Genomic DNA, 25,633 nt, shown 5'->3' with positions numbered 1-25,633 from the left:
GGCCTACCCGGCCTTGCGGCGCGGCGCTGCCTTGCTGGCCGTGGCCTTGGTGGCCTTGCCCGCAGTCTTCTTGGTGGCCTTCTTGGCCACTTTCTTGGCGGCGGTCTTGGCGGTCTTCTTGGCTGGCGCGGTTGCCGGGGCGCTGCTCTTCTTGGCCGGCGTGCGCGTGTTGGCCTGCAGGCTCTTTTGCAGCAGCGACATGAAATCGACCACGTTGGTGGTGGCGTCCTCGTGCTGCGGCGGCTCGACATCCACGGTGGTGGTGCCGCCCTTGGCCTGGATGCGCTTGCGCAGGATCTGCTCGAGCTTGCCGCGGAATTCGTCGTGGTAGTCCTCCGGCTGCCAGGTGCCGGACATCGACTCGATCAGCTGTCTGGCCATCTCCTGTTCCTTGGGCGTGATGCGGTACTCGCCCACCGCGCCGGCCGGCAACTTGAAGTCCTGCGGGTCCACCACTTCCTGCTGGTAGCGCAGCAGCAGCAGGATCAACGCATCGCCCTGCGGCATCACCGCGGCCAGGTATTCGCGCGTGCGGATCACCACCTTGGCGATGCCCACCTTGCCGGTGTCGCGCAGCGTCTCGCGCAGCAGCACGTAGCCCTTTTCGGCCTTCTTGCCGGGCACCAGGATGTAGGGCTTCTCGAAATAGCGCGGGTCGATGTCGGCGGCATCGACGAAGGTTTCCACCTCCACCGTCTCGTGGCTCTCCGGCGAGGCCGAGCGGATGTCCTGCTCCTCGACGATGACATAGCTGCCCTTGTCGTACTCGAACGCCTTGACGATCTCCTTCCACGGCACCTCGTCGCCGGTGTCGGCGTTGACGCGCTCGAAGCGGATCGGCTTCTTGTCGCGCGAATCGAGCATGCGGAAATGCAGGTCCACCTTGCGCTCGCCCGACATCAACGACACCGGCACATTGAGCAAGCCGAACGACAGGGTTCCGGTCCAGATCGGTCGTGCCATCGGCGTGTGACTCCGGGTGCTGTTTGGGGTAGCCCATAGCTGTAGCGCGGCCACCGTGATCCATGCGTGAGCCATGTGTCTGCCGCTGCCACTGCGCCCCCTTCACCCGGTACGCGGTGAACTGCGCATCCCTCTCGACTTCTAGGAGAACCGCATGTCCCGTGACCCGCTACGCGAGCAACCGGCCCAGCCGGGCGAACAGCACGGCAAGCGCGATGCCGAGCACTACGAAGACCGCGGGGCCGGCGATGCGCCCGACACGCTGATTCCGGCCAATGGCGACACCCCGGCCAAGAAGCCGGGCACCGCGCCGTCGACGGTGGCAGACCGCTGACGACCGCCGGCCGAAACACCCGCCCGGCCGCAGCAGCCGGGCGGGTGCGGTTTACGCCCGCCCTGCCTGCTGCAGCCGGGCAAATTCCTCATCGGCAAACAGGCGCGAGCGCACCAGAAAGCGCACGCCCTCGCCGTTTTCCAGTGAGAACATGCCGCCGCGCCCCGGCACCACGTCGATGATCAGCTGGGTGTGCTTCCAGTATTCGAACTGCGAGGGGCTGATGTAGAACGGCGCGCCGCCGATCTCGCCCAGCAGCACGTCGCGGTCGCCAACGATGAAATCGCCCACCGGAAAACACATCGGCGAGGAGCCATCGCAGCAGCCGCCGGATTGATGGAACAGCACATCGCCGTGGCGCGCGCGCAGCGTGTCGATCAGCTGCAACGCCGCCAGCGTGGCCATTACCTGCAACGGCGGGTCTGTCTGCGTGGTGGTGCCCTGCATCGTCTGCCTCCTGCGGCGCGGTCAGGCCGCCATGTCGAGCACGATACGCCCCTCGATCGTTCCGGCGTGCATGCGCGCGAACACCTCGTTGATGTTGTCCAGGGTGTCAGTGGCCACGGTCGCCGCAACTTTGCCCTGCTCGGCGAAGGCAAGCGACTCCTGCAGGTCCAGCCGGGTTCCGACGATCGAGCCGCGCACGGTCACGCCATTGAGCACCATGCCGAAGATGTCCAGAGGGAACTGGCCCGGTGGCAGGCCGTTGAGCGACACCGTGCCGCCACGCCGCACCATGCCGATCGCCTGCTCGAACGCCTTGGGCGATACCGCGGTGACCAACGCGCCGTGTGCGCCACCGATTTCCTTCTTGAGGTAGGCCACCGGATCGGTGGTGCGCGCATTGACCGTCACCGTGGCGCCCAGGCGCCTGGCCAGTGCCAGCTTGGCGTCGTCCACATCCACGGCGGCCACGTTCAGTCCCATCGCCTTGGCATATTGCACTGCCATGTGGCCGAGCCCGCCGATGCCGGAAATCACCACCCACTGACCCGGCTTGGTCTCGGTGACCTTCAGCCCCTTGTAGACGGTGACGCCCGCGCAAAGGATCGGCGCGACCTCGACGAAGCCGATGCCCTTGGGCAGATGCCCGACGTAGTCCGCGTTGGCCAGCGCGTACTGCGCGAAGCCGCCGTTGACCGAGTAGCCACTGTTCTGCTGCGCCTCACACAGGGTTTCCCAGCCACCCAGGCAGTGCTCGCAATGCCCGCAGGCCGAGTACAGCCACGGGATGCCGACGCGGTCGCCTTCCTTGATGTGCTTGACGCCTTCGCCGACCGCCACCACGTGGCCAACGCCTTCGTGGCCGGGAATGAACGGCGGATTCGGCTTGACCGGCCAGTCGCCTTCAGCGGCGTGCAGGTCGGTGTGGCAGACGCCACAGGCTTCGATCTTGACCAGGATGTCGCCGGCGGCCGGGCGCGGCACCTCCACTTCCTCGATCACCAGAGGCTTGCCGAACTCACGTACCACTGCAGCTTTCATCGTCTTGTCCACATTGCACTCCTGTCGCTGTCGTTGAGGAACCTTAGCCCCGGGCCGCAACCGGGGCCTTGATCGAGGTCAAAGCCGCGGTGCGGACGCGCGGCGCCAGCCGATCGTCGCCGCGCACGCGCGCGACCGGCATGGGTGTCAGAAGAAGCCCAGCGCCTTGGGCGAATAGCTCACCAGCAGGTTCTTGGTCTGCTGGTAATGGTCGAGCATCATCTTGTGATTCTCGCGGCCGATGCCCGACTGCTTGTAACCGCCGAACGCAGCATGCGCCGGATAGGCGTGGTAGCAGTTGGTCCACACGCGCCCGGCCTGGATTGCGCGGCCCATGCGGTACAGCCGGGAGGCATCGCGGCTCCACACGCCGGCACCCAGGCCGTACAGCGTGTCGTTGGCGATCGCCAGCGCCTCGGCCTCGTCCTTGAAGGTGGTCACCGACACCACCGGGCCGAAGATCTCTTCCTGGAACACGCGCATCTTGTTATGGCCCTTGAACACCGTCGGCTTGACGTAGAAGCCCCCGGACAGCTCGCCGTCGAGCGTGTTGCGCTCGCCACCGATCAGCACCTGCGCGCCTTCCTGCTTGCCGATATCGATGTAGGACAGGATCTTTTCCAGCTGCTCGCTGGAGGCCTGCGCGCCGACCATGGTGTTGGGATCGAGCGGGTTGCCCTGCTTGATCGCGGCCACGCGCGCCAGCGCCTTTTCCATGAACTTCTCGTAGATCGATTCCTGGATCAGCGCGCGCGAGGGGCAGGTGCACACCTCGCCCTGGTTGAAGGCGAACAGCACGAAGCCTTCCACCGCCTTGTCGAGAAAATCGTCGTCTTCGGCCATCACATCGGCGAAGAAGATGTTGGGCGACTTGCCGCCCAGCTCCAGCGTCACCGGGATCAGGTTCTGGCTGGCGTATTGCATGATCAGCCGGCCGGTGGTGGTTTCGCCGGTGAAGGCGATCTTGGCAATGCGCGGGTTGCTGGCCAGCGGCTTGCCGGCCTCCAGGCCAAAGCCGTTGACCACGTTGAGCACACCCGGCGGCAGCAGGTCGCCGATGACTTCCATCAATACCAGGATCGAGGCCGGGGTCTGCTCGGCCGGCTTCATCACCACGCAATTGCCGGCGGCCAGCGCCGGTGCCAGTTTCCAGCACGCCATCAGCAGCGGGAAGTTCCACGGGATGATCTGCCCGACCACGCCGAGCGGTTCGTGGAAGTGATAGGCGATGGTGTCGCTGTCGATCTCGGAGATGCCGCCTTCCTGCGCGCGGATGGCACCGGCGAAATAGCGGAAGTGATCCACGCACAACGGCACGTCGGCATTGAGCGTCTCGCGCACCGGCTTGCCGTTGTCCCAGGTCTCGGCATGGGCGAGCAGTTCCAGATTCTGCTCGATGCGGTCGGCGATCCTGAGCAGCACGTTGGCGCGGTCGGTGGTGGAGGTCTTGCCCCAGGCGTCCCTGGCCGCATGCGCCGCATCCAGCGCCGCTTCGATGTCCTGCGCGTTGGAGCGCGCGATCGCGGTGAACACCTTGCCGTTGATCGGCGTGGTGTTGTCGAAGTACTGGCCACTGTGCGGCGCCACCCACTTGCCGCCGATGAAGTTGTCGTAGCGCGGCTTGAAGATGGACTGCGGGTCGGTGTTCAGCGGCTTGGCGGATGTGACGGCGTTCATCGGTGTCTCCTGCGGTACATGGGAAGAAGCCCGTGACGGGCGTCTCCGCTATCACGCAAGGGTGATGCCAGGTTTTTCCTGCTGCATTGCGTCACGCCCGATCGCGCCGCGGGTGAGGCCGATAGTGGAGGTCTTCGCTGCGGCGCATCACGCGCGGCGCTTGCGCTGTGTCCGCAAACATGGTGTTTATCGCGACAGTGATCTTCTGGACTGTCGCAAATTGCGACACGAGGTGGCGGATGGCGATGTCGACGGAGCAGCAGCTGGGCCGCGCGCGGCGCTCGTTCTTCGAGCACGGCGCGATGCCGGCCGGGCAGGTACCGGACGCGATCCTGCAGTCGTGGCGACGCTGCCAGCGCCAGGGCCTGGCCGCCGAGGCGACCCCGGCGATCGAACCGGTCAGCGCCGCACGCCTGCGCGAGATGCGCGAACGCCACGAGACCCTGTGGCGGCGCGCGCGCGCCGAGCTGGAAGGGCTGTCGGCCGACGCAGCGGCCACCGGCAGCGTCGTGCTGCTCACCGACGAGGCTGGCTGGATACTCGATGCCGAGGGCAGCACCGGCTTCCTTGAGCGCGCCGGGCGGGTGGCGCTGATGCCCGGCGCCTGTTGGAGCGAGAGCGTGCTCGGCACCAATGCCATCGGCACCGCGATCGTGGAGAGCCGCTCGATCGAGGTCCGCGGCGGCGAGCACTACCTCGCCCCGCACGGCATCCTCAGCTGTGCCGCGGCGCCGATCTTCGACCCTTACGGGCAGTTGGTGGGCGTGCTCGACATCTCCGGCGACGCGCGTCTGCAGCACATCCACGCGCTGGGACTGGCGCGGCGCGCGGTCGCCAGCATCGAGCACCGCTACTTCGACGACGGCATCGCCGATTGCGAACTGCTGCGCGTACACCACGACCCGGCCCTGCTCGGCACCGCGCACGAGGGCCTGCTGGCATTCCGCGGCGGGCGCCTGGTGGCAGCCAACCGCGCCGGCCTGCAGCTGTTCGGGCTGGAGCGCCACGAACTGGGGCGCGCGCGCTACGACGCGCTGTTCGAGGAGCCGCTGACCCGGCTGCGCCACGACGGCGCCCTGTTCGATCGCCAGGGCCGCGCCCTGTACGGGCGCGTGGACGAGCGCGGCGACGCGCGGCCGCGCCGGCGCGCCACGCAACCACCGATCACGGTCTCGGCCGCCCGCCAGGACGGTGACCGCGACGCACCGCTGTTCGAGGCCGAGATCGCGCGCCTGCTCGGGCGCGCCTGCCGGGTGCTGGATGCCGAGCTCCCAGTGCTGGTGCAGGGCGAGACCGGCACCGGCAAGGAGGTGTTCGCGCGCGAGCTGCACCGCCGCTGCACGCGCGCCGCCCGCCCGTTCGTCGCGGTGAACTGCGCCGCGCTGCCCGAGGGTCTGATCGAGGCCGAGCTGTTCGGCTACGAGGACGGCGCCTTCACCGGAGCGCGCAAGCACGGCAGCCCGGGGCTGCTGCGCCAGGCCGAGGGCGGGGTGCTGTTTCTCGACGAAATCGGCGACATGCCGCTGGCGCTGCAACCGCGGCTGCTGCGCGTGCTGCAGGAGCGCGAACTGTCGCCGCTGGGTGGCGGCAAGCCGGTGCGGCTGGATTTCGCGCTGGTTTGCGCCACCCACCAGGACCTGCAAGCGGCAATCGCCGACGGCCGCTTCCGCGCCGACCTGTACTACCGCATCGCCCATCATGTCGTGGCGCTGCCGGCGCTGCGCGCGCACGCCGACCGCCCGCTGCTGGTGCAAGAGCTGTGGCAGCGCCTGGGCCAGGGCCGCCGGCTCGGCGCCGACGCACTGCGGGTCCTGGCCGACTACGACTGGCCGGGCAACCTGCGCCAGCTCTCGGCCTGCCTGCGCACGCTGGTGGCGCTGAGCGAACCCGGCGAGCGCATCGACCGCGACGCGCTGCCGGGCTACCTCGCCACCCGGACCGCAGTGTCGGCGGTCGCCGCTGCCGCACCGACACCGGCACCGGCCGATAGCCTGGAGCAGCTGGCACAGGCGGCGATGCGGCAGGCGCTGGACGCCTGCGGCGGCAACGTCGCGCAGGCGGCACGCCGGCTCGGCATCAGCCGCAGCACGCTGTATCGCCGGCTCGGCCCGCAACGGGCCTGACGCAGCGCCCGCCGACGCGGCCCGGGAGCGCGCGGATGCGCATGCCCACCACCAAGACCCCCCTCGCGGCCGCCATCGATGCCGGCGTGCGTCATGCTGAATTCCTCGACGCAAACGGCGGCGTGTGGGCACAGGAACGACGACGCGAGCCAGCTCGGCGCATTGCCGCCGCTGACCAACGCCGTCTCACGTTGCGCATCAAGGGGGCGTCCTGCGGGTACGAAACCTTACCCGCCATGCCTCTCAACGTGCCTGGACTTCCGCCCGCCATCGCGATCGCTGCAGACGGCGACCGCAGTGCCGCCGTGGATCGCCACGGGTGACTTGCACGCCGTGCGCACGCACCTCAGCCGCGCGCTGCAGTCGGCTTGAAGACGTCGGGATCGGCCATGGCAGCAGCGCAGTCCTGCACGTTTTTCAGGTGGTAGGACTGCAACTGCCAACCCGCTGTGCCCGATGCCGCAGTCCACCGATACGTCCAGTGGTAGCGCATCCCCGCGCCACATGCGTCGATGGCGACTGCATCCCCAGGCTGACCATGCTCCGGGAAGGCCACCTCGGGACTGGTCAGGTCTGCACGCCCGCCGGCAGCTGGCGCGTGCGTGCGGTAACTGGTGCGTAGCTGGCCTAGCTCGGCGGCGCGTGCCGGCCGCTGTTGCCTGGACGGCTGCGCCAGCAACCAGCGATGCACCTGCGCCACGGCTGGGCTATCGGCCGGAAAGGTCCGCGTTACCTGCAGCGTGCCTGGTTCCGAGGGTGCAGCGGCACTGGCGATGGTGCCGCTCAACAGACTGGTCGCGCCGAGCGCCGCAACCGACACCACTTGCAGGAATGTCATCCCATGCTCCATGCGCTGTGTGCGGAACAACGAGCCTAGCACGCACCCCACGACCGGCTGGCCGCAGGGGCTGCAGCGATGCCGTGCAGGACCAGGTGCGCCATTTCAGCGACTGAAATAACCTGCCACGCAGGGGTGGCTGCGTGGATGCAAACCGATGCCGCCGGCACCCGCGCACCGAGCGCAGCGATCAGATCCAGACGTCGTTGTCCGCGGTGTAGGCGCCGCCCGCATCGCCGGTATTGACCACGCCGCGCGGCTCGACCAGCAGCACGCTGCATTCGTGCTCCGCCGCCGGCCGGTGTTCGACACCCTTGGGCACCACGTGCATCTGCCCGGCCGACAGCGCCACCACGCCATCGCGAAATTCGATGGTCATGCTGCCGTCCAGCACGATGAACACCTCGTCCGTGTCCGCATGCTGGTGCCACACGAACGCACCTTGCAGCTTGACCAGTTTGAACTGGTAGTCGTTCATTTCCGCCACGACACGCGGGGACCAGTGCTGCGACAGCAGGGCGAGCTTGTCGCTGAAATCGATCGGGGCGTAGCGCGTGTTCAACGGAAACATCCTTGTGGCGGAATGCGCGTGCAAGCTTAGTGCATCGCATTGCGCGCAGTCACTGCTGCAGAAACGCGGCGCCCTGCCGTGACGCCCGGCAAGCAATGCGAGCGGCTTGCCGAACGCAGTGCGCGCTTAGGTACCAGCGGTGCGGATGTCTGCCGCACGCCACGCTTGCACGGCTGCGCTCACCTGCGCCCCGTGGCTGGCGCTGACATCGCGCGCGGCAAAGGCGTGCGGCCGCCATTGCACCTGCGCGGCCAGCCGTGCGCAGGCGACATGCCCGTCTGCCAGCACGTCGGCCTGCTCGGTTGCGTCCAACGCCAGCAAGAGCGAAAAGCCGGTGGCCGAGATCGTGCAGTTGATGTCCAGCCAGTCACGGTTGTCCTCGCGCAGGAGAAACCAGTCTGCGGGGGCGTGATCGATGACAATCATGGCTGGCCTTGGGTGGTGGGCACAGGTGTGGAGTGTCGATGGCACACCGTGGGTCAGCGGGACGGCTTCGTCGCGCCCGGGTGCGCTCCTACGGTGACGTGCGTGTTGTTGAGCGCGCGCCGCCTGCGGCCGGATTGGCCGCCGGACTTCCATTGCAGGCCGACCGGTTGTTGGAGAGACATCCGCATGCTGTTGTGCCGTTGCGTGGCGGCGCGTGCATTGGCGGGACGGCTTTTGTCGCGCCCGGGTGCGCTCCTACGGGTGGCGGGCGCGTTGTTGAGCGCGCGCCGCCTGCGGTAGCTCAGCCGCCAAAGTCCCACTGCAGGCCGACCGTGTAGGTGCGGTCCGGGCCCGGTTCGTAATAGCGCCCGTTGCCGTCGTTGACGATGACCGAGCCGACGTAGTGCCGGTCCAGCGCATTGTCGATGCGGGCGAAGGTGCGCAGCCCGCCCAGCGTGGTGGTCCAGCGCCGGGAGGCTTCCAGGTTGACCAGCGCGTAGCCGGGTGCGCGCTCGGTGGCCAGGTCGTTGACCACGGTGGCGTCGGAGGCCACCGTTTCGGCGGCGAACTGCCATTGCAATGGCTGCCACTGCCAGCGCGCGAACAGTTGCTGGCGCGGCACGCCCGGCAGGCGCGCGCCGCTGGCCACCGGCGCAGTGGGCGTGGCGCAGCCGCTGCTGGCGCAGGTGAGGTAGCCATCGCGCACGGTGGCATCGACAAAGGTGTAGGCCAGCTGCAGTTGCTGGGTGTCGCCCACCGGCTGGTTCCAGCTCAGCTCCGCACCCTGGCGGCGGGTGGCGCCGATGTTGCGGTAGGTGCTGCGGCCATTGGTGTTGCTGGCCACGGCCAGTTCGTCGTCGGTGTCGGCGCGGAACAGCGCCACTTCCACCGCTGCGCCGCTCTGCGCGCGCCACTTGCTGCCGATCTCGTAATTGCGGCTGGTCGCCGCGCCCAGATCCAGCGCCAGCCCGGCGCCGCCATCGCTGCGATAGCCCAGCTCGTTGAAGGTGGGCGTTTCGAAACCGCGCCCGACCGAGGCGTAGAAACGCAGATCCTCGGCAGCACGGAACACGATGCCGGCCACCGGCGTGGTCGCCGAATACTCGCGCTGGCCGCTGTCGTCGGGATTGCGCCCGAGAATGTAGTGGTCGTCCGAGTCGAAGCGCACCTGGCTATGCCGCACGCCCAGCAAGGCCGACCAGCGGTCGCTCCACTGCCACCACGCCTGCGCAAACTGGTCCACGTTCTCGACCTGGTCGCGCTGGTTGCGGCGCAGCGCGCCCTGCACGCCCAGCGTGTCGCCGACGAAGTTTTCATAGCCGGTGCGGTGCTGACGCTGGCGATCGACGTTCGCGCCCACGGTCAGCTGCAGGGGCCGGCCCAGGGCCTGCCCCTGCCAGGCCCAACGCGCGTCGGCGCCTTCGTAATTGCTGTCCAGATCGATCACCCCGCCCGAGTGCAGCGGATTGCGCTGCACCGCCACCGGGATCGCCAGGAACTGCTCCACGCTGCGCTGCCCGCCGTAGGCCATCAGCCGCAGCGTCTGGCTGTCCAGCTGCTGGGTGAAGATGGCCCCCGCTTGCGACTGCCGCACCGATTTGCGGGTGTTGAACTGGGTGGCCACCGCCGTGGCCTGCGCCGGATCGGCCCTGAACTGCGCGCGGGTCAGGCCGAGCGGGTCCTGCGCGTCGGGTGCGTCCAGGTAGTTGAGCACCAGGTCCAGCCGGCGGCCCTCGGCCAGATCGAAGCCGAGCTTGGCGTTGACCGACTCGCGCCTGGCGCGGCTATGGGCGCGGAAGCCGTCGGTTTCGAAATGATTGGCAGCCAGGTTGTAGTGCACCGCGCCCTGCTGGCCGAGCAACTGCGCACCCACGTTGACGGTGGCATTGCTGCCGTAGGTGGCGCGCAGCCGCCACGGGTCGTTTGGGGCGCCGTCGGCGCTCCACAGCTGCAGCACGCCGCCGGAGGAGTTGCCGTACAGCGCCGAGAACGGCCCGCGCAGCACTTCCACCCGCTGCGCGCCCAGCACGTTGAAGTGCGACAGCTGGCCCTGGCCGTCGGGCATGCTGGCCGGAATGCCGTCGACCAGCAGCCGCACGCCGCGCACGCCGAAGGTGGAGCGCGCACCGAAGCCGCGGATCGACAGCTGGGTGTCCTGCGCGTAGTTCTGGCGGTCGCGCGCCACCAGGCCGGGGATGCCGTCCAGCAGCTCGGACACCTGCGCGCCGCGGCGGTTGTCGGCATCGGCTGCCACCACGGTGAACGAGGCCGGCAGGTCGAAGTCGTCCACGCCGTGCACGCGCGCGGCGTCCACCTGCACGGTGGGCAAGCGCTGGATCGGTGGGGAGGCGGGCGGCGCCGGATCGGCGGCCAGGACGGGCGACGCGGCGCCCGTGGCGAACAGGCCGCAGGCGGCGGCCAACAAGGTCAGTCTGGGCATGGGCGTAGTGTCCCTCATCCGTACTGTGGCCGCATCGTTGCGTACGGAACGAAGCATGCTACGCCGGCCATGGGCTGCTACGATGAAGTGGTTTGGCCCAGCCGCGGCCGAGCATCCGGAAGTCCCTCACTCTTTCGTCCTTCAGCGAGTCATGCCGTGTCCTTCTTTGCAAACGTGGAACAGGTTCCAGGCGACCCCATCCTGGGCCTGACCGAGGCCTACAACGCCGACAGCCGCCCCAACAAGGTCAACCTGGGCGTGGGCATCTATTACGACGAGAACGGGCGCATCCCGCTGTTGCGCGCCGTGCACAAGATCGAGCAGCAGCTTGCGCTGGATGCCAAACCGCGCGGCTACCTGCCCATCGACGGCCTGGCCGCCTACGACAAGGCCACCCAGGAGCTGCTGTTCGGCACCGAGTCGGCGCTGCTGGCCTCCGGCCGCGTGGCGACCTCGCAGACCGTCGGCGGCAGCGGCGCCCTGCGCGTGGGCGCGGACCTGCTCAAGAAGCTGCTGCCCACGGCCACCATCGCCATCAGCAACCCGAGCTGGGAAAACCATCGCGCCGTGTTCGGCGCGGCCGGCTTTGAGGTCGTGGATTACACCTATTTCGATGCCGCCAGCCATGGGCTGAACTTCGACGGCATGCTCGCCGACCTGGCAAAGCTGGAGCCGGGCACCGTGGTGCTGCTGCACGCCTGCTGCCACAACCCGACCGGCGCCGACCTGACCAAGGAGCAATGGAAGCAGGTCGCCGGGCTGTTGAAGGAACGCAAGCTGTTCCCGTTCGTCGACATCGCCTACCAGGGCTTCGACAAGGGCATCGAGGCCGATGCGTACGCGGTGCGCCTGCTCGCTGCCGAAGGCATCGACAGCTACGTGGTCGCCAGCTCGTACTCCAAGTCGTTCTCGCTGTATGGCGAGCGCGTGGGCGCGCTGTCGGTGGTCTCGGCCACCGCGGCTGAAGCCAAGGCCGTGCAGTCGCAGGTCAAGCGCATCATCCGCACCATCTACTCCAGCCCGTCCACGCACGGCGCCGCCCTGGTGGCCGGCGTGCTGACCAGCCCGGAGCTGCGCGATGTGTGGGAGCAGGAGCTCACCGAAATGCGCGAGCGCATCCACGCCCTGCGTGCGGGCCTGGTGGCCAAGCTGGCCACGCTGGGCGCGCCGGAGTTCGACTTCATCCAGCGCCAGGCCGGCATGTTCTCGTACTCGGGCCTGACCCGGACCCAGGTCGATCGCCTGCGCGAGGAGTTCGCGATCTACGCCGTCGGCACCGGCCGTATCTGCGTGGCCGCGCTGAGCCAGCGCAACCTGGACTACGTGGCACAGGCCGTGGCGACCGTCAGCCGGATGTAAGCAACCGCATCGCAATCGGCCACACCGGCCAATGCCAGCAAACCGGGAGCGCGCCAGCCTCCCGGTTTTTTTGTGCCCGCAAACGCTCCCCTTGCCAGCCCTCGCCGCGTCCCTCCCCCGCCGGCGGGCGAAGGTGCCCGAAGGGCGGATGGGGCAAGCGCAGCGCGACCATCGCTCCCCCCATTCGCGCATGTTCGATCAACAACGCGGCAAAACGCGCATGCAGTGATCGAAATCTAACGGCGCAATGGCGACAATGGCGGACCACTTCCTACACAGGCTGCCCGCCCCCATGTCGCGTCCCTCGCTGACCCGCTTCCTGATCGAAGAGCAACACGCCGGCCGTATCGACCCGGAATTGCGCCAGCTGATCACCATCGTCTCGCGCGCCTGCAAGCGCATTTCCATCGCCGTGAGCAAGGGCGCCCTGGGCGGCGTGCTCGGCGATGCCGGCACCGGCAACGTGCAGGGCGAGGCACAGAAGAAGCTCGACGTGCTCAGCAACGACATCCTGCTCGAAGCCAACGCCTGGGGCGGCCACCTGGCCGCGTGCGCGTCGGAAGAAATGGATCACAGCCAGCCGGTGCCCGACCAGTACCCCAGCGGCGATTTCCTGCTGCTGTTCGATCCGCTGGACGGCAGCTCCAACATCGACGTCAACGTCTCGGTCGGCACCATCTTCTCGGTGCTGCGCGCGCCCAAGGGCACCGAAAAGCCCGGCGATGAGCACTTCCTGCAGCCGGGCACGCAACAGGTGGCCGCCGGCTACTGCATCTACGGCCCCAGCACGATGCTGGTGCTCACGCTCGGCCATGGCACCCACGCCTTCACCCTGGAGCGCGAGGAAGGCAGCTTCCTGCTGACCCAGGCCGACATGCGCGTGCCCGACGACACCGCCGAATACGCCATCAACATGTCCAACCAGCGTCACTGGGAGCCGGCGATGCAGGCCTACGTGGGCGACCTGCTGGCCGGCAAGGACGGCAGCCGCGGCAAGGACTTCAACATGCGCTGGATCGCCAGCATGGTCGCCGACGTGCACCGCATCCTCACCCGCGGCGGCATCTTCATCTACCCCTGGGACAAGAAGGACGCGTCCAAGCCCGGCAAGCTGCGCCTGATGTACGAAGCCAACCCGATGAGCATGCTGGTGGAACAGGCCGGCGGCGCGGCCACCACCGGGCGCGAGCGCATCCTGGACCTCCAACCGACACAGCTGCATCAGCGCGTGCCGGTGTTCCTGGGTTCGAAGAACGAAGTGAATGAGGCCACGCGCTATCACGTGGAGTTCGACAAGGCGCAGGGCTGAACTTTCGGCGCGAGCCACACGCCGCGCTGACGCCTGCCAGACACCCGCCCCGTGCGGGTGTCTTTGTGTGTGACAACGGCAGATGACGACTCAAGGTGTCATTCAACACCTGCGGCATTCAGCTGACCGGCACCGCCCAGAAGTGCAAGCGCCCACTCCACACGGTCCGATGCGGTGGCGACCAGGCTGCCTGGATCCTCGCCCAGCAGGGCGCGCAGTTGATGCGGGGCAAAAACCAGGTCGACGAAGTGGCTTGCCAGCGCAGCCGGATTGGCCGGTTGATCCGGGCCGTCCTGGATCGCCGCCTGCACGCGCCGCAGCCCGCCCTCCCAGCCGATGCGGTTGACTTCAGCGGCAAGCGCTGGCGCGCGAATGGAGGTGCCGACGACCAGGCGCATCATCGCCACCGTCTGGGGCTGCAACGCATGCGCAAGCATCCCTTGTCCTGCGTGTCTCAAGCGCCCCTCCAGATCCATCGGGACGCTGGCTGCGGCAGGCACGGGCTGGGTGTCGACATCGCGACGGACCACCGCTTCAAAAATGGCGTCCTTATTGGCGTAGCGCGCGTAAAAGCTTGCCTTGCCTGCACCGGCCAGCCGCGCGATGTCCTCACACGAGGTGTCCTCGAATCCGCGCTCCAGGAAGAGGTGCAGTGCCGCATCGAGTAAGCGCCGTTCCACATCGCCCGCTTTATCGAGTGGCGGCCTTCCGCCTTTTGACTTTTGCTTGACTGCTTTCATCGACGAAAAGTTACACGTCGCTTGCATTCCCATCAACTGAACGATATCGTTCAGTTGTTCGCTGCGTGGTCTTCCAGGCCGGCGAATGGCGGAGCTGCTGAGTGGCGCAGAGCTTGCTGCGCTGTCGCAGTTCTCATTGCCATTGTTGGCGCAAAAAGACCCAGGCACGAGGCAATTGTGGAGACAGATGCGACATCCCGAATCGTTGTTGCAGGCGCCACCGGCGACCTGGGTGGCCGGATCGCCTTTGCGCTGAAGGACCAGGGAGCCGCTGTCGTTGCCCTTGTTCGCCAAGGTGCCGGGAAGGACCGTGTTGCCGCTCTGCAACGCAGGAACATCGAGGTCCGCTACGTCGAGATGGAAGACGCCAAATCGTTGCGTGAAGCGGTCGGGAATGCAGCCTGTGTCGTGTCCGCGCTCAACGGTTTGGAAGACGTCATGCTGGATCAGCAGGGAAAGCTGTTGCATGCAGCGGTCAGCGCCGGCGTGCCTCGCTTCATCCCGTCTGATTTCTCGCTGGACTATACGAAGACACGGCCGGGCGACAATCGAAACCTGGATCTGCGGCGCCGGTTCAGAGACCGGCTGGATGCCACGCCGATCGCGGCCACCTCGGTGTTGTGCGGCGGCTTTCTGGAGCTGCTTGAGGGCAGCGCGCGCCTGGTGGTCCCCGGCCGTCGGGTCATGCATTTTGGCGACGCACACCAGCAGCTCGATTTCACCGCCAAAGATGACGTTGCCAGCTACACGGCCGCGGCCGCACAGGATGCCATGGCCCCGCGGGACCTGCGCATTGCCGGCAACAGCATTTCGCCCAACGACATCGCGCAACTGCTCACCGAACTCACCGGGCAGCGCTATCGCACGCTCAGGCCCGGCGGGCTCGGGACCATGTCGGCAATCATCCGTGCGGTGCGTGCACTCACACCCGCCAGCGATGATCCCTTCCCTCCCTGGCAGGGCATGCAATATCTGCGCGACATGATGAGCGGGCGCGGCAAGTTGGTCCCGCTGGATAACGATCGCTACGGTGCGCGCTCCTGGCAGACAGCACGCCAGACACTGGCCAACACCTATGTACGGGAGTCTTGAGATGCGCGATGGCATTGCACCGTTCCACATCCAGGTTGCACAAGCGGAGCTGGATGACCTGGCACACCGGCTGAGGCAAACGCGTTGGCCGAGTAGGGAAACCGTGGCGGACCACAGCCAGGGCCCACAGAGCGAGCGCATCCGGCGCCTGGTGGACCGCTGGCAGTCCGGTTACGACTGGCGTGCGACAGAGCGGTTGTTGAACGGCTGGAACAGCAGTCGTACGACGATCGATGGACTGGAGATCCAGTTCCTGCATGTACGCTCGCCCGAGCCCGATGCGCTTGCTTTACTGCTGACGCACGGGTGGCCCGGTTCGGTGCTCGAATTCCGCGAGGTGATCGGCCCCTTGAGTGACCCGGTGGCCCATGGCGGGCAGGCGTCGGATGCCTTTCATCTCATCATTCCATCCTTGCCTGGCTTTGGGTTCTCTGCAAAGCCGACCGCCCGTGGCTGGGGAATCGGGCGCACGGCTGCGGCATGGGTCGAACTGATGCGCCGCTTGGGGTATGGCGAGCGCTGGGCCGCACAGGGCGGCGATTGGGGCAGTGCGATCACCACCGCGCTTGGATTCATGCAGCCACCGGGCCTGGTGGGCATCCATCTGAACATGGCGATGTTCGAACCCAGCACGCAGGAAATCGCCGAAGCCACACCGGCCGAGCAGAAGATGCTGGAGGACGCCCAACGCTACTACACGGAATTTTCCGGCTACATGAAGCTGCAAAGCAGCCGGCCGCAATCGGTGGGCTTCAGCTTGGCGGACTCTCCGGTGGGCCTGGCTGCATGGATCTATGCACTCTTCCAGGACGTCTCCCAGAGCGGCTTCGAACCGGAGAAGGTGTTCGCCTTGGACCACCTCATCGATGACATCATGCTGTACTGGCTCCCGAACGCAGGGCCCAGCTCGGTGCGTCTGTATTGGGAAGCCGCGCAGGAAGCCAGGGCGCAGATGCCTTCGCATCCAATGCCCACGCCAACTGGCATCAGCATGTTTCCCGGCGAGCAGGTGCGCCTTTCCCAGCGCTGGGCAGAGCGCCGCTTTGCGGATCTCCGTTTTTTTGGGCAAGCGCAGCGGGGCGGACATTTTGCGGCGATGGAGAATCCGCCGGTCTTTGTCGATCATCTGCGAACGACCTTCCAGTCCCTTCGGTGACGGCGACCGCGCCTTGCGTGCCGGCACTTCCTTCGGGCCACGGCCATGCTGACGGCGCCAACGTCTCCGCATTGCAGGCGGAGCTGCCGGGGGCCATGCCGGCATTGCCCCCTTGACCGCCAGCGCCCACACCGGCCAGTCTCGGGGGCTGGCACGGCGGGGAGTCGTGCCGCTGGCCTTCAACGGAGAACCGCCGTGGACCGTCGTACCTTCCTCACCTTGTCCGGCATCGGTGCTGCCGGGCTGCTGCTGCCGCACACGCGCCTGATCGCGGCCGAGCAGTTGCTCGCTCCCAACGATGCCGCGCGCAGCCGTCGCTTGTCCGATACCGCGCTGAGCACGGCCAAGGCGGCCGGCGCCAGTTATTGCGATGTGCGCGTGGGCCGTTATCTGCGCCAGTTCGTGATCACCCGCGAGGCGCAGGTGGAGAACGTGGTCAATGCCGAATCCAGTGGCGTTGGCGTGCGCGTGCTGGCCGATGGCGCGTGGGGGTTTGCGGCCACCAATACGCTGACCAGCGATGGCGTGGCCACCGCCACGCGCCAGGCGGTGGCGATCGCCAAGGCCAACGCGCGGCTGGGCGGTGCGCCGGTGCAGCTGGCGCCGGTGACGCCGGCCGGGCAGGTGCGATGGCGCACGCCGATCAAGAAGAACGCGATGGAAGTGCCGCTGGGCGACAAGGTGGCGCTGCTGATGGACGTCAACGCGGCGGCGTTGAATGCCGGTGCGACCTTCGTGGCCTCGCGCCTGTTCGCGATCAACGAGCAGAAGTATTTCGCCAGCAGCGATGGCTCCTACATCGACCAGGACGTGCACCGGCTGTGGCTGCCGTTCACCGTTACCGCGGTGGACAAGGCCAGCGGCAAGTTCCGCACCCGCGACGGGCTGTCGGCGCCGATGGGCATGGGCTACGAATATCTCGACGGCGATGCCAGCCAGAAGCACCAGCTGCCAGGCGGGCTGATCGGCTACGGCCACAGCTACGATGCGCGCGAGGATGCGATCGCCGCCGCCAAGCAGGCACGCGCCAAACTCACCGCACCGTCGGTGAAGGCCGGCAAGTACGATCTGGTGATCGACCCGAGCAACCTGTTCCTCACCATCCACGAGTCGGTGGGCCACCCGCTCGAGCTCGATCGTGTGCTCGGCTACGAGGCCAACTACGCCGGTACCAGCTTCGCCACGCTGGACAAGCGCGATGCCGGCTATCGCTGGGGCAGCGATGCGGTGACCTTCGTCGCCGACCGCACCCAGCCCGGCAGCCTGGGCGCGGTGGGGTACGACGACGAGGGCGTCAAGAGCAAGCAATGGGAGCTGGTGAAGGACGGCATCCTGGTCGACTACCAGTGCACGCGCGATCAGGCGCATCTGCTCGGCAAGACCGCGTCCGATGGCTGCAGCTATGCCGACTCGTGGTCCAGTGTGCAGTTCCAGCGCATGCCCAACGTCTCGCTGGCGGCAGGCAAGACGCCGCTGGCGGTTGCCGACATGATCAAGAATGTCGAGCGCGGGTTGTACATCCACGGGCGTGGCTCGTATTCGATCGATCAGCAGCGCTACAACGCGCAGTTCGGCGGGCAGTTGTTCTACGAAATCGAGAATGGCCAGGTCACGCGCCTTGTGGAAGACGGCGCCTACCAGATCCGCACGCCGGAATTCTGGAACGCCTGCAGCGCGGTCTGCGACCAACGCGACTTCCGCCTGGGCGGCTCGTTCTTCGATGGCAAGGGCCAACCCAGCCAGGTGTCGGCGGTCTCGCACGGGTCGTCCACGGCGCGCTTCGATGGCATCAACGTGATCAACACCGCGCGTGCGTTGGGCTGAGAGCGGCTAATAGTGATGTCGATTCTTAGCGTTGTTGGGTGCGATCAAAAGCTTGGTTAGTCGAGTGCGCGGTGCCCTCGCCGCTCGCGGGACACGCCGCAAGTACGTCCATGTAGGCTCGGTGGCGGCATCCATGCCGCCACACGGTCCCGCAATCGGCGAGGACACCGCACCAGACAGTTGATCGGCTGTTCTTTCGAAAGCGTGTCACTCGGCTTGCGGTGCGCAGGCGAGACGTTTGTAGATTGGGTGTTGGGGCCGGTCTGTCGCTCGGCTTGCGATGGAAAAATGGTGAGAGGTTGAGCGAACGCCCCGTGATCCAACCAGCGCTCGTCATGCACTGCTTGCAAACGCACACCGACCATCCCGACAGGTCCTTGCCCGCCCACCGTCGCGGGACCTTACGCGGCATGGATGCCGCGTAAGAGCCTACATGGACGTACTTGCGGCGTGTCCTGCGATGGTGGGCGGGCAAGGGCCCCGCAGCAACCCCGCAGACCATCGTTTCGTTTTCAGCGGCCGTGGCCCGTGTGAACAGCGACTGCGCGCGATGGCACACGCGCGTGCATGCCACGATCGCCAGCGAGAAAGGCACGCGTGGTATCGATCGCACCGAGGGCAACGCGATGAGGCAGCACCACACGCAGCCAGCCGCGCTCGCCACACGTGCAGGCCTGCTACGCCACCGGGTTCATGCACGTGTTGCGTTTGCAGACCTACCCCTGCCGAAAGTCATTTGACGCAGCGTTCATCGCCCGGCAAGAATCGGCGATACCGTGCAGATAGCGATCTGTGCGTCACCACACTACCTGCGCGCCGCGCGGGATCATTGGGGAGTTGCCGTGCAGCGACGTGATTTCCTGGCCCTGACCGGGCTGACCATGGGCGGGCTGGTGGTGCCGGCCTACTTCGGCAAGGCGATCGCCGCCGAGCAGTTGGTGACGCAACTGGATGTGGGCCGCAAGAAGCGCCTGGCCGATGCCGGCCTCAACGCCGCGCGCCAGGCCGGTGCGAGCTATTGCGATGTCCGCATCGGCCGTTATCTGCGCCAGTTCGTCATCACCCGCGAGGACAAGGTGCAGAACGTGGTCAACACCGAATCCATCGGTGCCGGCGTGCGCGTTCTGGTGGCCGGCGCCTGGGGCTTTGCCGCCACCAACGTGCTCACCGAGCAGGGCGTGGCCAAGGCCGCGTCGCAAGCCGCCGCGATCGCCAAGGCCAATGCCAAGGTGCAGGGCACGCCGGTGCAGCTGGCGCCGACGCCGGGCGTGGGCGAGGTCAGCTGGAAGACGCCGATCAGCAAGAACGCGATGGAAGTGCCGATCAAGGACAAGGTGGACCTGCTGCTGGGCGTCAACGCGGCCGCCACCGCGGCCGGCGCCAGCTTCGTCAACTCGATGCTGTTCGTGGTCAACGAACAGAAGTACTTTGCCAGCACCGATGGCTCGTACATCGACCAGGACGTGCACCGCATCTGGGCGCCGCTGAGCGTGACCGCCATCGACAAGGCCAGCGGCAAGTTCCGCACCCGCGACGGCTTGTCCGCGCCGATGGGGCTGGGCTACGAGTATCTGGATGGCGCCGCCTCGGGCAAGTTCGTCTCGCCCAACGGCGTGGTCAATTACGGCCTGTCCTACGACATGAAGGAAGACGCCATTGCCGCGGCCAAACAGGCGCAGGAAAAGCTCAAGGCGCCCTCGGTCAAGCCGGGCAAGTACGACCTGGTGCTGGACCCCTCGCACACCTGGCTGACCATCCACGAGTCGGTCGGCCATCCGCTGGAGCTGGACCGCGTACTTGGCTACGAGGCCAACTACGCCGGCACCAGCTTCGCCACGCTAGACAAGCTCAAGGCCGGCTTCCAGTACGGCAGCGACAAGGTGCATATCCTCGCCGACAAGCTCCAGCCCGGCAGCCTGGGCGCGGTGGGCTACGACGATGAAGGCGTCAAGACCAAGCAGTGGGACCTGATCCGCGACGGCAAGCTGGTGGACTACCAGGCCATCCGCGACCAGGCGCATATCCTCGGCAAGACCGCCTCCGATGGCTGCTGCTATGCCGACTCGTGGTCCAGCGTGCAGTTCCAGCGCATGGCCAATGTGTCGCTGGCCGCCGGCAAGACACCGCTGAGCGTGAGCGAGTTGATCAAGGACGTGGAAAACGGCATCTACATCATCGGCGACGGCTCGTTCTCCATCGACCAGCAGCGCTACAACGCGCAGTTCGGCGGCCAGCTGTTCTACGAGATCAAGAACGGCGCCATCACCCGCATGCTCGAGGACGTGGCCTACCAGATCCGCACGCCGGAATTCTGGAATGCCTGCAGCGCCGTGGCCGATCAACGCGACTACCGCCTGGGCGGCTCGTTCTTCGACGGCAAGGGCCAGCCGAGCCAGTCCTCGGCGGTCTCGCATGGCTCGTCCACCGCCCGTTTCGACGGCATCAACGTCATCAATACCGCCCGCTCGCTCGGCTGACAGGAGAAACCCACATGAGCATCCTTACCGAAGCGCAGGCCAAGGCCATCCTGGACAAGGTCATCAAGCTGTCCAAGGCCGACGAGTGCACCGCCACGCTCAGCGGCTCGATCGACGGCAACATCCGTTTCGCACTGAATAACGTGTCCACCAGCGGCATCGTCGACAACACCGACCTGCAGGTGCAGGTGGCGTTCGGCAAGCGCGTGGGCGTCGCCACCATCAACGAGTTCGACGATGCCGCGCTGGAGCGCGTGGTGCGGCGCGCCGAAGACCTGGCACGGCTGGCGCCGGAAAACCCGGAATTCATGCCGGCGGTGGACAAGCAGACCTACCGGCCCAGCCCCACCTTCAGCGACTCCACCGCCGCCATCGACCCGGCGTTTCGCGCGCAGGTGGCTGCCGATTCGATCGCGCCGTGCAAGGGCAAGGGCCTGATCGCGGCCGGCTTCCTGGAAGATGGCCAGAGCTTTACCGCGTTCGCCAACAGCAAGGGCAACTTCGGCTACCAGCGCGGCGCGCGGTTCGACTACACCTGCACCGTGCGCACCGAAGACGGCCGCGGCTCGGGCTGGGTGGGGCGTAACCTGAAGGATGCCGCCGACTTCAAGGCCGAGCAGGACATCCGCATCGCCATGCGCAAGGCCAGCGATTCGTCCGAAGCCAAGGCGCTGGAGCCAGGCAAGTACACGGTGATCCTGGAGCCGGCGGCGGCGGCAGGCTTGATCTCCTTCATGATGCGCTACTTCGATGCGCGCATGGCCGACGAGGGCCGCAGCTTCCTGTCCAAGAAGGGTGGCGGCAACAAGCTGGGCGAGCAGGTCTACGACCCGCGCGTGAACATCACCGCCGACCCGTGGGATGCGCGTGCCGCGGTGCTGCCGTGGGACGAGGAAGGCCTGCCGCGCGAGAAGATGGCCATCGTGGAAAACGGCAAGATCGCCAACCTGCAGTATTCGCGGTTCTGGGCGCAGAAGAACGGCAAGCGCGCGGTCGGTGAACCGGGCAACCTGCTGATGGCCGGTGGCGAGAAGAACATCGCCGAACTGGTGCGCGGCACCGAGAAGGGCATCCTGGTCACGCGCACCTGGTACATCCGCATGGTCGACCCGCAGACCGTGCTGCTGACCGGGCTGACCCGCGACGGCACCTTCTACATCGAGAACGGGCAGATCAAGTACCCGGTGAAGAATTTCCGCTTCAACGAATCGCCGATCATCATGCTCAACAACATCGACGAGCTGGGCAGGCCGGTGCGCGTGGCCGGCGATGAATCCAGCTACGTGATGATGATTCCACCGATGCGGCTGCGCGACTTTACGTTTACCTCGTTGTCGGATGCGGTGTGAGTCGGAGCCGGGAATCGGGATTCGGGATTCGGGAATGGGAGAGCAAGCGCCGCTCCTCCCAACCTGATTGTTTACAAGCGATTCCGGTTCCCGGTTCCCTCCCGGCCACGACATCGCGACGCCATTTCCTCGGTCTGCTGCTCGGTAGTGCCGCAACGCTGGCACTGCCGCTGCAGGCGCGGGCGGCGGGCAACTACGATTTCTGGTTTACCCGGCTGCGTTACGATTCGGGCGATTGGGATGTGGATGCGCGCATGCCGTCCAACCTGATCACCTCGCTGATCGACTACACCCAGCTGCGCGTGGACCCGCAGGAGCACGTGCTGGACCTGGCCGATCCGCGCATGCTGCAGGCACCGTTCTGCTACCTGTCCGGGCACAAGCTGGTGGAGTTCAATCCGGCCGAGCGGCGCAACTTCGAGCGCTATGTGCGCAATGGCGGGTTCGTGTTCGTGGACGATTGCAATCACGATATCGACGGCCTGTTCGCCACCTCGTTCGAGGCGCAGATGGCAACGATCTTCGGCAAGAGCGCATTGCAGAAGCTGCCCAAAAACCACCGTCTCTACAGCGCATTCTTCAAGTTCCCCGACGGCCCGCCGGCCACCAGTTTCGAGCTCAATGGCTGGGGCGACGACCTGGTGCACGATTATCTCAGGGGCATCAGCATCGATGGCCGGCTCGGCGTGTTGTACAGCAACAAGGACTACGGCTGCGAATGGGATTACGACTGGCGCAACAAGCGGTTTCTGGCCGAAGACAACACCAAGTTCGCAGTGAACATCGTGATGTATGCATTGACCAACTGAAATCGATCCGCAGGAGCGCGCTTGCGCGCGATGAGGCTTTATCGGTAACGCCACATCGCGCGCCAGCGCGCTCCTGCAGGAATCACGCGAGATTTTTCCAGGCATGACACCACCGCCAACCGCCCGCCGTCGCATACGCAAGCCGCGCACGCCTTTGTAGGAGCGCGCTTGCGCACGATGAAGATTGACCGGTAACGCATCGCGCGCAGGCGCGCTCCTACGCCAGCAGCCAGACAACGAGACATCCCCCATGACTTCCCCCAGCGACGACATCCTCACCCGGCAGCTCTCCCAACTCGGCGCGCTGCGTGCGGCCCTGGCCCAGGCGGTGGTGGGCCAGGACGCGGTGGTGGAGCAATTGCTGATCGGCCTGCTGGCCGGCGGCCACTGCCTGCTGGAAGGCGCGCCCGGCCTGGGCAAGACGCTGCTGGTGCGCTCGCTGGGGCAGGCGCTGGAGCTGCAGTTCCGCCGCGTGCAGTTCACCCCCGACCTGATGCCCAGCGACATCCTCGGCACCGAGTTGCTGGAAGAGGAGCATGGCACCGGGCATCGACAGTTCCGGTTCCAGCAGGGCCCGATCTTCACCAACCTGCTGCTGGCCGACGAGCTCAATCGCACCCCGCCCAAGACCCAGGCCGCGCTGCTGGAGGCGATGAGCGAGCGCACGGTGAGTTATGCCGGCACCACCTATGCGTTGCCGGCGCCGTTCTTCGTGCTGGCCACGCAGAACCCGATCGAACAGGCCGGCACCTATCCATTGCCGGAAGCGCAGCTGGACCGCTTCCTGCTGCATGTGCGGGTGGATTACCCCAGCGAGCAGGAAGAGCGCGACATCCTCAGCCAGACCACCGGCACCAGCAGCGCGCAGGTGCCCAGGGTGATGGATGCCGACAGCGTGCTGGCGCTGCAGCAACAGGTGCGGCACGTGCATGTGGGCGCGGACCTGCTGACCTGGATCAATCGCCTGGTGCGGGCCAGCCGCCCCGGCCCGCAGGCCAGCGAGGAGGTGCGCCAGTGGATCAAATGGGGCGCCGGCCCGCGCGCCGGGCAATCGCTGGTGCTGGCGGCCAAGGCGCGTGCGTTGTTGCACGGCCGCCTTGCCGCCACCCGCGAGGACGTCACCGCGCTGGCCGCGCCGGTGATGCGCCATCGCCTGTTGCTGTCGTTCGCGGCCGAGGCCGAACAACGCAGCGCTGACGATGTGGTCGCCGCGCTGCTACGCGCCGTGCCGTTCCCGGCGTGAGGCGCGCGGCAACGTGAGCGAGGACGTGCCGGCACTGCTTCCTGCCGAATTGCGCAGCCGCCTGCGTGGCCTGCAGCTGCGCGCGCGGCATGCGCAGGGCGCGCAGGGCATCGGCCAGCACGCCAGCCGCAGCCGCGGCGCCGGGCTGGAATTCTCGCAATACCGCGCGTACGAACCCGGCGATGCACTGCGCCAGATCGACTGGAAGCTCTACGCCCGCTCGGACCGCTTCTTCGTGCGCGAAGCAGAGCGCGAAAGTCCGCTGACGCTGTGGGTGTTGCTCGATGCCACCGCCTCCGCCGGCCAGGCCGATCAGGCGCGCCCGCACTACACGCGCCTGCAGGCGATGGCGACCCTGGCCGCGTGCGCTGCCGACGTCGCGCTGCGCCAGGGCGACCAGGTCGGCCTGTTCGCCGTGCATGGCGGCGGCCTGGTCGCCGTGCCGGCCGCTGGCGGGCCGCGCCAGCGCGACCGGCTCTGGCTGGCCCTGCACGGGCTGCGCGCCGGTGGGCGCTGGCCGGGCATGGACGCAGTGCGTCCGCTATGGGAACGCATTGCCGCACACACCCTGGTGCTGTCGATTGGCGACGGCTTCGACGAAGAACTGCTCGGCGCCCTGGAAAAACTCGCCGCCGCACGCCGCGAGGTGATGCAGCTGCAGGTGCTGACCTGCGACGAACGCGATTTCCCTTTCAACGGCGGGCATCGCTTCTGCGACCCGGAAACCGGCGAAGAACTGCTTGGCGATGGCGCTGCGATGCGCGCGGCGTATCTGCAACGCTTCGGCGCGGCCCAGCGCGCGCTGCAGGCGCGCTGGCAGGCCGCCGGCATTGCGCACGCGGTGCATTATCTGGATGCGCCACCGGATGCGGCATTGCGCGCGTTGTTTGCGCACGGTGCGCGGCGATGAGCCGGCGCACCGACGCGACCGCCGCGGCTGAGGGGGCGCAGCGGTGAACCTGCTCCTGCTGTTCCCCGCCGGCCTGGCCGCGTTGGCCGCGTTGCTGCTGCCGTTGCTGATCCATCTGGCCCGACGCAGCGAACACCGCCCCACCGACTTTGCCGCACTGCGCTGGCTGCGCGCGCTGCCGCGCCCCCGGCACCGCGTGCGTTTCGACGAATGGCCGCTGCTGCTGGTGCGCCTGCTATTGCTGGCCGCCGTGGCGCTGCTGCTGGCCGAGCCGGCGTTGCGCGAGCACCGGCAGGCGCGCCCGCGCATCGCGGTCAGCCCCGGCGTGGATCTGGCCGCCGCCCGGGCACTCACCCACGCGGCCAACGCGCAGTGGGTCTGGCTGGCGCCAGGCTTCCCGCCGATCGCTGCCGATGCGGCACGCCCACCCGCCACGCCCGCCGGCACCGCGCCGCCGGTCGGCCGCCTGCTGCGCGCACTCCATGCCAGCCTGCCGCCGGACACCGCG

General features: G+C 67.2%; 23 protein-coding genes. 14 read left to right on the top strand and 9 right to left on the bottom strand.

Going from position 1 to position 25,633, the window contains the following annotated elements; translation table 11 throughout:
• Window positions 1–3: 3 nt before the first annotated feature.
• Window positions 4–963: a Ku protein gene (locus EO139_RS01565; RefSeq protein ID WP_126969115.1), complete on the bottom strand. Its 960-nt coding sequence runs from the start codon at window positions 961–963 to the stop codon at window positions 4–6.
• A gap of 154 nt (window positions 964–1,117) precedes the next feature.
• Here EO139_RS01565 and EO139_RS01560 point away from each other — a divergent pair, with 154 nt between their 5' ends.
• Window positions 1,118–1,297: a hypothetical protein gene (locus EO139_RS01560; protein WP_104584475.1), complete on the top strand. Its 180-nt coding sequence runs from the start codon at window positions 1,118–1,120 to the stop codon at window positions 1,295–1,297.
• A 51-nt stretch (window positions 1,298–1,348) separates the two neighbouring features.
• Here the strand turns inward: EO139_RS01560 and EO139_RS01555 are convergent, their stop codons facing one another.
• The 3 genes from EO139_RS01555 to adh all read right to left on the bottom strand — a co-directional run bounded on the left by EO139_RS01555 (window position 1,349) and on the right by adh (window position 4,459).
• Window positions 1,349–1,744: a DUF779 domain-containing protein gene (locus EO139_RS01555; RefSeq protein WP_115046113.1), complete on the bottom strand. Its 396-nt coding sequence runs from the start codon at window positions 1,742–1,744 to the stop codon at window positions 1,349–1,351.
• Between the two features lie 21 nt (window positions 1,745–1,765).
• Window positions 1,766–2,794 carry an alcohol dehydrogenase AdhP gene (gene adhP / locus EO139_RS01550; RefSeq protein WP_126969114.1) on the bottom strand — a complete coding sequence of 343 codons (1,029 nt, stop codon included), beginning with the start codon at window positions 2,792–2,794 and terminating at the stop codon, window positions 1,766–1,768.
• A 135-nt stretch (window positions 2,795–2,929) separates the two neighbouring features.
• Complete coding sequence (gene adh / locus EO139_RS01545) at window positions 2,930–4,459, bottom strand: aldehyde dehydrogenase (protein WP_126969113.1); 1,530 nt, start codon at window positions 4,457–4,459, stop codon at window positions 2,930–2,932.
• A 239-nt stretch (window positions 4,460–4,698) separates the two neighbouring features.
• Between adh and EO139_RS01540 the strand changes: the two genes are divergently transcribed.
• Both EO139_RS01540 and EO139_RS01535 read left to right on the top strand, forming a co-directional pair.
• Entirely contained in the window at window positions 4,699–6,582 is a 1,884-nt protein-coding gene (locus EO139_RS01540) for a sigma-54-dependent Fis family transcriptional regulator (RefSeq protein WP_126969112.1), read from the top strand.
• A gap of 41 nt (window positions 6,583–6,623) precedes the next feature.
• Complete coding sequence (locus tag EO139_RS01535; protein WP_126969111.1) at window positions 6,624–6,905, top strand: hypothetical protein; 282 nt, start codon at window positions 6,624–6,626, stop codon at window positions 6,903–6,905.
• Between the two features lie 23 nt (window positions 6,906–6,928).
• Here the strand turns inward: EO139_RS01535 and EO139_RS01530 are convergent, their stop codons facing one another.
• The 4 genes from EO139_RS01530 to EO139_RS01515 form a co-directional block, all read right to left on the bottom strand.
• Window positions 6,929–7,420 carry a hypothetical protein gene (locus EO139_RS01530; RefSeq protein WP_206515105.1) on the bottom strand — a complete coding sequence of 164 codons (492 nt, stop codon included), beginning with the start codon at window positions 7,418–7,420 and terminating at the stop codon, window positions 6,929–6,931.
• 190 nt (window positions 7,421–7,610) lie between these two features.
• Complete coding sequence (locus tag EO139_RS01525) at window positions 7,611–7,991, bottom strand: cupin domain-containing protein (protein WP_104584487.1); 381 nt, start codon at window positions 7,989–7,991, stop codon at window positions 7,611–7,613.
• Between the two features lie 126 nt (window positions 7,992–8,117).
• A complete protein-coding gene (locus EO139_RS01520) occupies window positions 8,118–8,417 on the bottom strand; it encodes a hypothetical protein (protein WP_126969110.1) in 300 nt (99 codons plus the stop codon).
• 301 nt (window positions 8,418–8,718) lie between these two features.
• Window positions 8,719–10,857 (bottom strand): TonB-dependent receptor, encoded by a 2,139-nt coding sequence (locus tag EO139_RS01515; RefSeq protein WP_164739673.1) that lies wholly within the window; start codon window positions 10,855–10,857, stop codon window positions 8,719–8,721.
• 156 nt (window positions 10,858–11,013) lie between these two features.
• Here EO139_RS01515 and EO139_RS01510 point away from each other — a divergent pair, with 156 nt between their 5' ends.
• Window positions 11,014–12,216 carry an amino acid aminotransferase gene (locus tag EO139_RS01510; protein WP_126969108.1) on the top strand — a complete coding sequence of 401 codons (1,203 nt, stop codon included), beginning with the start codon at window positions 11,014–11,016 and terminating at the stop codon, window positions 12,214–12,216.
• A 292-nt stretch (window positions 12,217–12,508) separates the two neighbouring features.
• Window positions 12,509–13,525, top strand: coding sequence for a class 1 fructose-bisphosphatase (locus EO139_RS01505; RefSeq protein WP_126969107.1), 1,017 nt, complete (start codon window positions 12,509–12,511; stop codon window positions 13,523–13,525).
• Window positions 13,526–13,623: 98 nt separating this feature from the next.
• On the opposite strand, the gene EO139_RS01500 is transcribed toward EO139_RS01505, so the two are convergent.
• Window positions 13,624–14,265: a TetR/AcrR family transcriptional regulator gene (locus tag EO139_RS01500; protein WP_126969106.1), complete on the bottom strand. Its 642-nt coding sequence runs from the start codon at window positions 14,263–14,265 to the stop codon at window positions 13,624–13,626.
• A 177-nt stretch (window positions 14,266–14,442) separates the two neighbouring features.
• Between EO139_RS01500 and EO139_RS01495 the strand changes: the two genes are divergently transcribed.
• The 9 genes from EO139_RS01495 to EO139_RS01450 all read left to right on the top strand — a co-directional run.
• Window positions 14,443–15,357 carry an NmrA family NAD(P)-binding protein gene (locus EO139_RS01495; protein ID WP_126969105.1) on the top strand — a complete coding sequence of 305 codons (915 nt, stop codon included), beginning with the start codon at window positions 14,443–14,445 and terminating at the stop codon, window positions 15,355–15,357.
• A gap of 1 nt (window position 15,358) precedes the next feature.
• Window positions 15,359–16,513 (top strand): epoxide hydrolase, encoded by a 1,155-nt coding sequence (locus EO139_RS01490; protein WP_126969104.1) that lies wholly within the window; start codon window positions 15,359–15,361, stop codon window positions 16,511–16,513.
• Between the two features lie 195 nt (window positions 16,514–16,708).
• Window positions 16,709–18,337, top strand: a complete 1,629-nt coding sequence (locus EO139_RS01485) for a TldD/PmbA family protein (protein ID WP_164739672.1) — start codon at window positions 16,709–16,711, stop codon at window positions 18,335–18,337.
• 842 nt (window positions 18,338–19,179) lie between these two features.
• Window positions 19,180–20,814 carry a TldD/PmbA family protein gene (locus EO139_RS01475; RefSeq protein WP_164739346.1) on the top strand — a complete coding sequence of 545 codons (1,635 nt, stop codon included), beginning with the start codon at window positions 19,180–19,182 and terminating at the stop codon, window positions 20,812–20,814.
• Window positions 20,815–20,828: 14 nt separating this feature from the next.
• Window positions 20,829–22,163, top strand: a complete 1,335-nt coding sequence (locus tag EO139_RS01470) for a TldD/PmbA family protein (RefSeq protein WP_104586392.1) — start codon at window positions 20,829–20,831, stop codon at window positions 22,161–22,163.
• Window positions 22,160–22,972: a DUF4159 domain-containing protein gene (locus EO139_RS01465; protein ID WP_126969103.1), complete on the top strand. Its 813-nt coding sequence runs from the start codon at window positions 22,160–22,162 to the stop codon at window positions 22,970–22,972. The genes EO139_RS01470 and EO139_RS01465 overlap by 4 nt, the downstream gene beginning before the upstream one ends.
• Before the next feature lie 250 nt (window positions 22,973–23,222).
• On the top strand, window positions 23,223–24,215 hold the full coding sequence (locus EO139_RS01460; RefSeq protein ID WP_126969102.1) for a MoxR family ATPase: 993 nt from the start codon (window positions 23,223–23,225) through the stop codon (window positions 24,213–24,215).
• Between the two features lie 13 nt (window positions 24,216–24,228).
• On the top strand, window positions 24,229–25,125 hold the full coding sequence (locus tag EO139_RS01455) for a DUF58 domain-containing protein (RefSeq protein ID WP_126969101.1): 897 nt from the start codon (window positions 24,229–24,231) through the stop codon (window positions 25,123–25,125).
• Between the two features lie 43 nt (window positions 25,126–25,168).
• On the top strand, window positions 25,169–25,633 hold a 465-nt coding region (locus EO139_RS01450), incomplete at its 3' end, for a BatA domain-containing protein (RefSeq protein ID WP_206515104.1).

Source organism: Xanthomonas sp. BRIP62411 (assembly GCF_003993525.1).
Lineage (GTDB): Bacteria > Pseudomonadota > Gammaproteobacteria > Xanthomonadales > Xanthomonadaceae > Xanthomonas > Xanthomonas euroxanthea.
Note: the sequence above shows the minus strand (reverse complement) of the source record. Positions and strands in the feature narration are given on the sequence as shown.

Excerpts from the sequence above, each read along its gene's own strand:
- EO139_RS01565 (WP_126969115.1), bottom strand. The coding sequence starts at position 963 with ATGGCACGACCGATCTGGACCGGAACCCTGTCGTTCGGCTTGCTCAAT.
- EO139_RS01560 (WP_104584475.1), top strand. The coding sequence starts at position 1,118 with ATGTCCCGTGACCCGCTACGCGAGCAACCGGCCCAGCCGGGCGAACAG.
- EO139_RS01555 (WP_115046113.1), bottom strand. The coding sequence starts at position 1,744 with ATGCAGGGCACCACCACGCAGACAGACCCGCCGTTGCAGGTAATGGCC.
- adh (WP_126969113.1), bottom strand. The coding sequence starts at position 4,459 with ATGAACGCCGTCACATCCGCCAAGCCGCTGAACACCGACCCGCAGTCC.
- EO139_RS01540 (WP_126969112.1), top strand. The coding sequence starts at position 4,699 with ATGGCGATGTCGACGGAGCAGCAGCTGGGCCGCGCGCGGCGCTCGTTC.
- EO139_RS01535 (WP_126969111.1), top strand. The coding sequence starts at position 6,624 with ATGCCCACCACCAAGACCCCCCTCGCGGCCGCCATCGATGCCGGCGTG.
- EO139_RS01530 (WP_206515105.1), bottom strand. The coding sequence starts at position 7,420 with ATGACATTCCTGCAAGTGGTGTCGGTTGCGGCGCTCGGCGCGACCAGT.
- EO139_RS01525 (WP_104584487.1), bottom strand. The coding sequence starts at position 7,991 with ATGTTTCCGTTGAACACGCGCTACGCCCCGATCGATTTCAGCGACAAG.
- EO139_RS01520 (WP_126969110.1), bottom strand. The coding sequence starts at position 8,417 with ATGATTGTCATCGATCACGCCCCCGCAGACTGGTTTCTCCTGCGCGAG.
- EO139_RS01515 (WP_164739673.1), bottom strand. The coding sequence starts at position 10,857 with ATGCCCAGACTGACCTTGTTGGCCGCCGCCTGCGGCCTGTTCGCCACG.
- EO139_RS01505 (WP_126969107.1), top strand. The coding sequence starts at position 12,509 with ATGTCGCGTCCCTCGCTGACCCGCTTCCTGATCGAAGAGCAACACGCC.
- EO139_RS01500 (WP_126969106.1), bottom strand. The coding sequence starts at position 14,265 with ATGAAAGCAGTCAAGCAAAAGTCAAAAGGCGGAAGGCCGCCACTCGAT.
- EO139_RS01490 (WP_126969104.1), top strand. The coding sequence starts at position 15,359 with ATGCGCGATGGCATTGCACCGTTCCACATCCAGGTTGCACAAGCGGAG.
- EO139_RS01470 (WP_104586392.1), top strand. The coding sequence starts at position 20,829 with ATGAGCATCCTTACCGAAGCGCAGGCCAAGGCCATCCTGGACAAGGTC.
- EO139_RS01460 (WP_126969102.1), top strand. The coding sequence starts at position 23,223 with ATGACTTCCCCCAGCGACGACATCCTCACCCGGCAGCTCTCCCAACTC.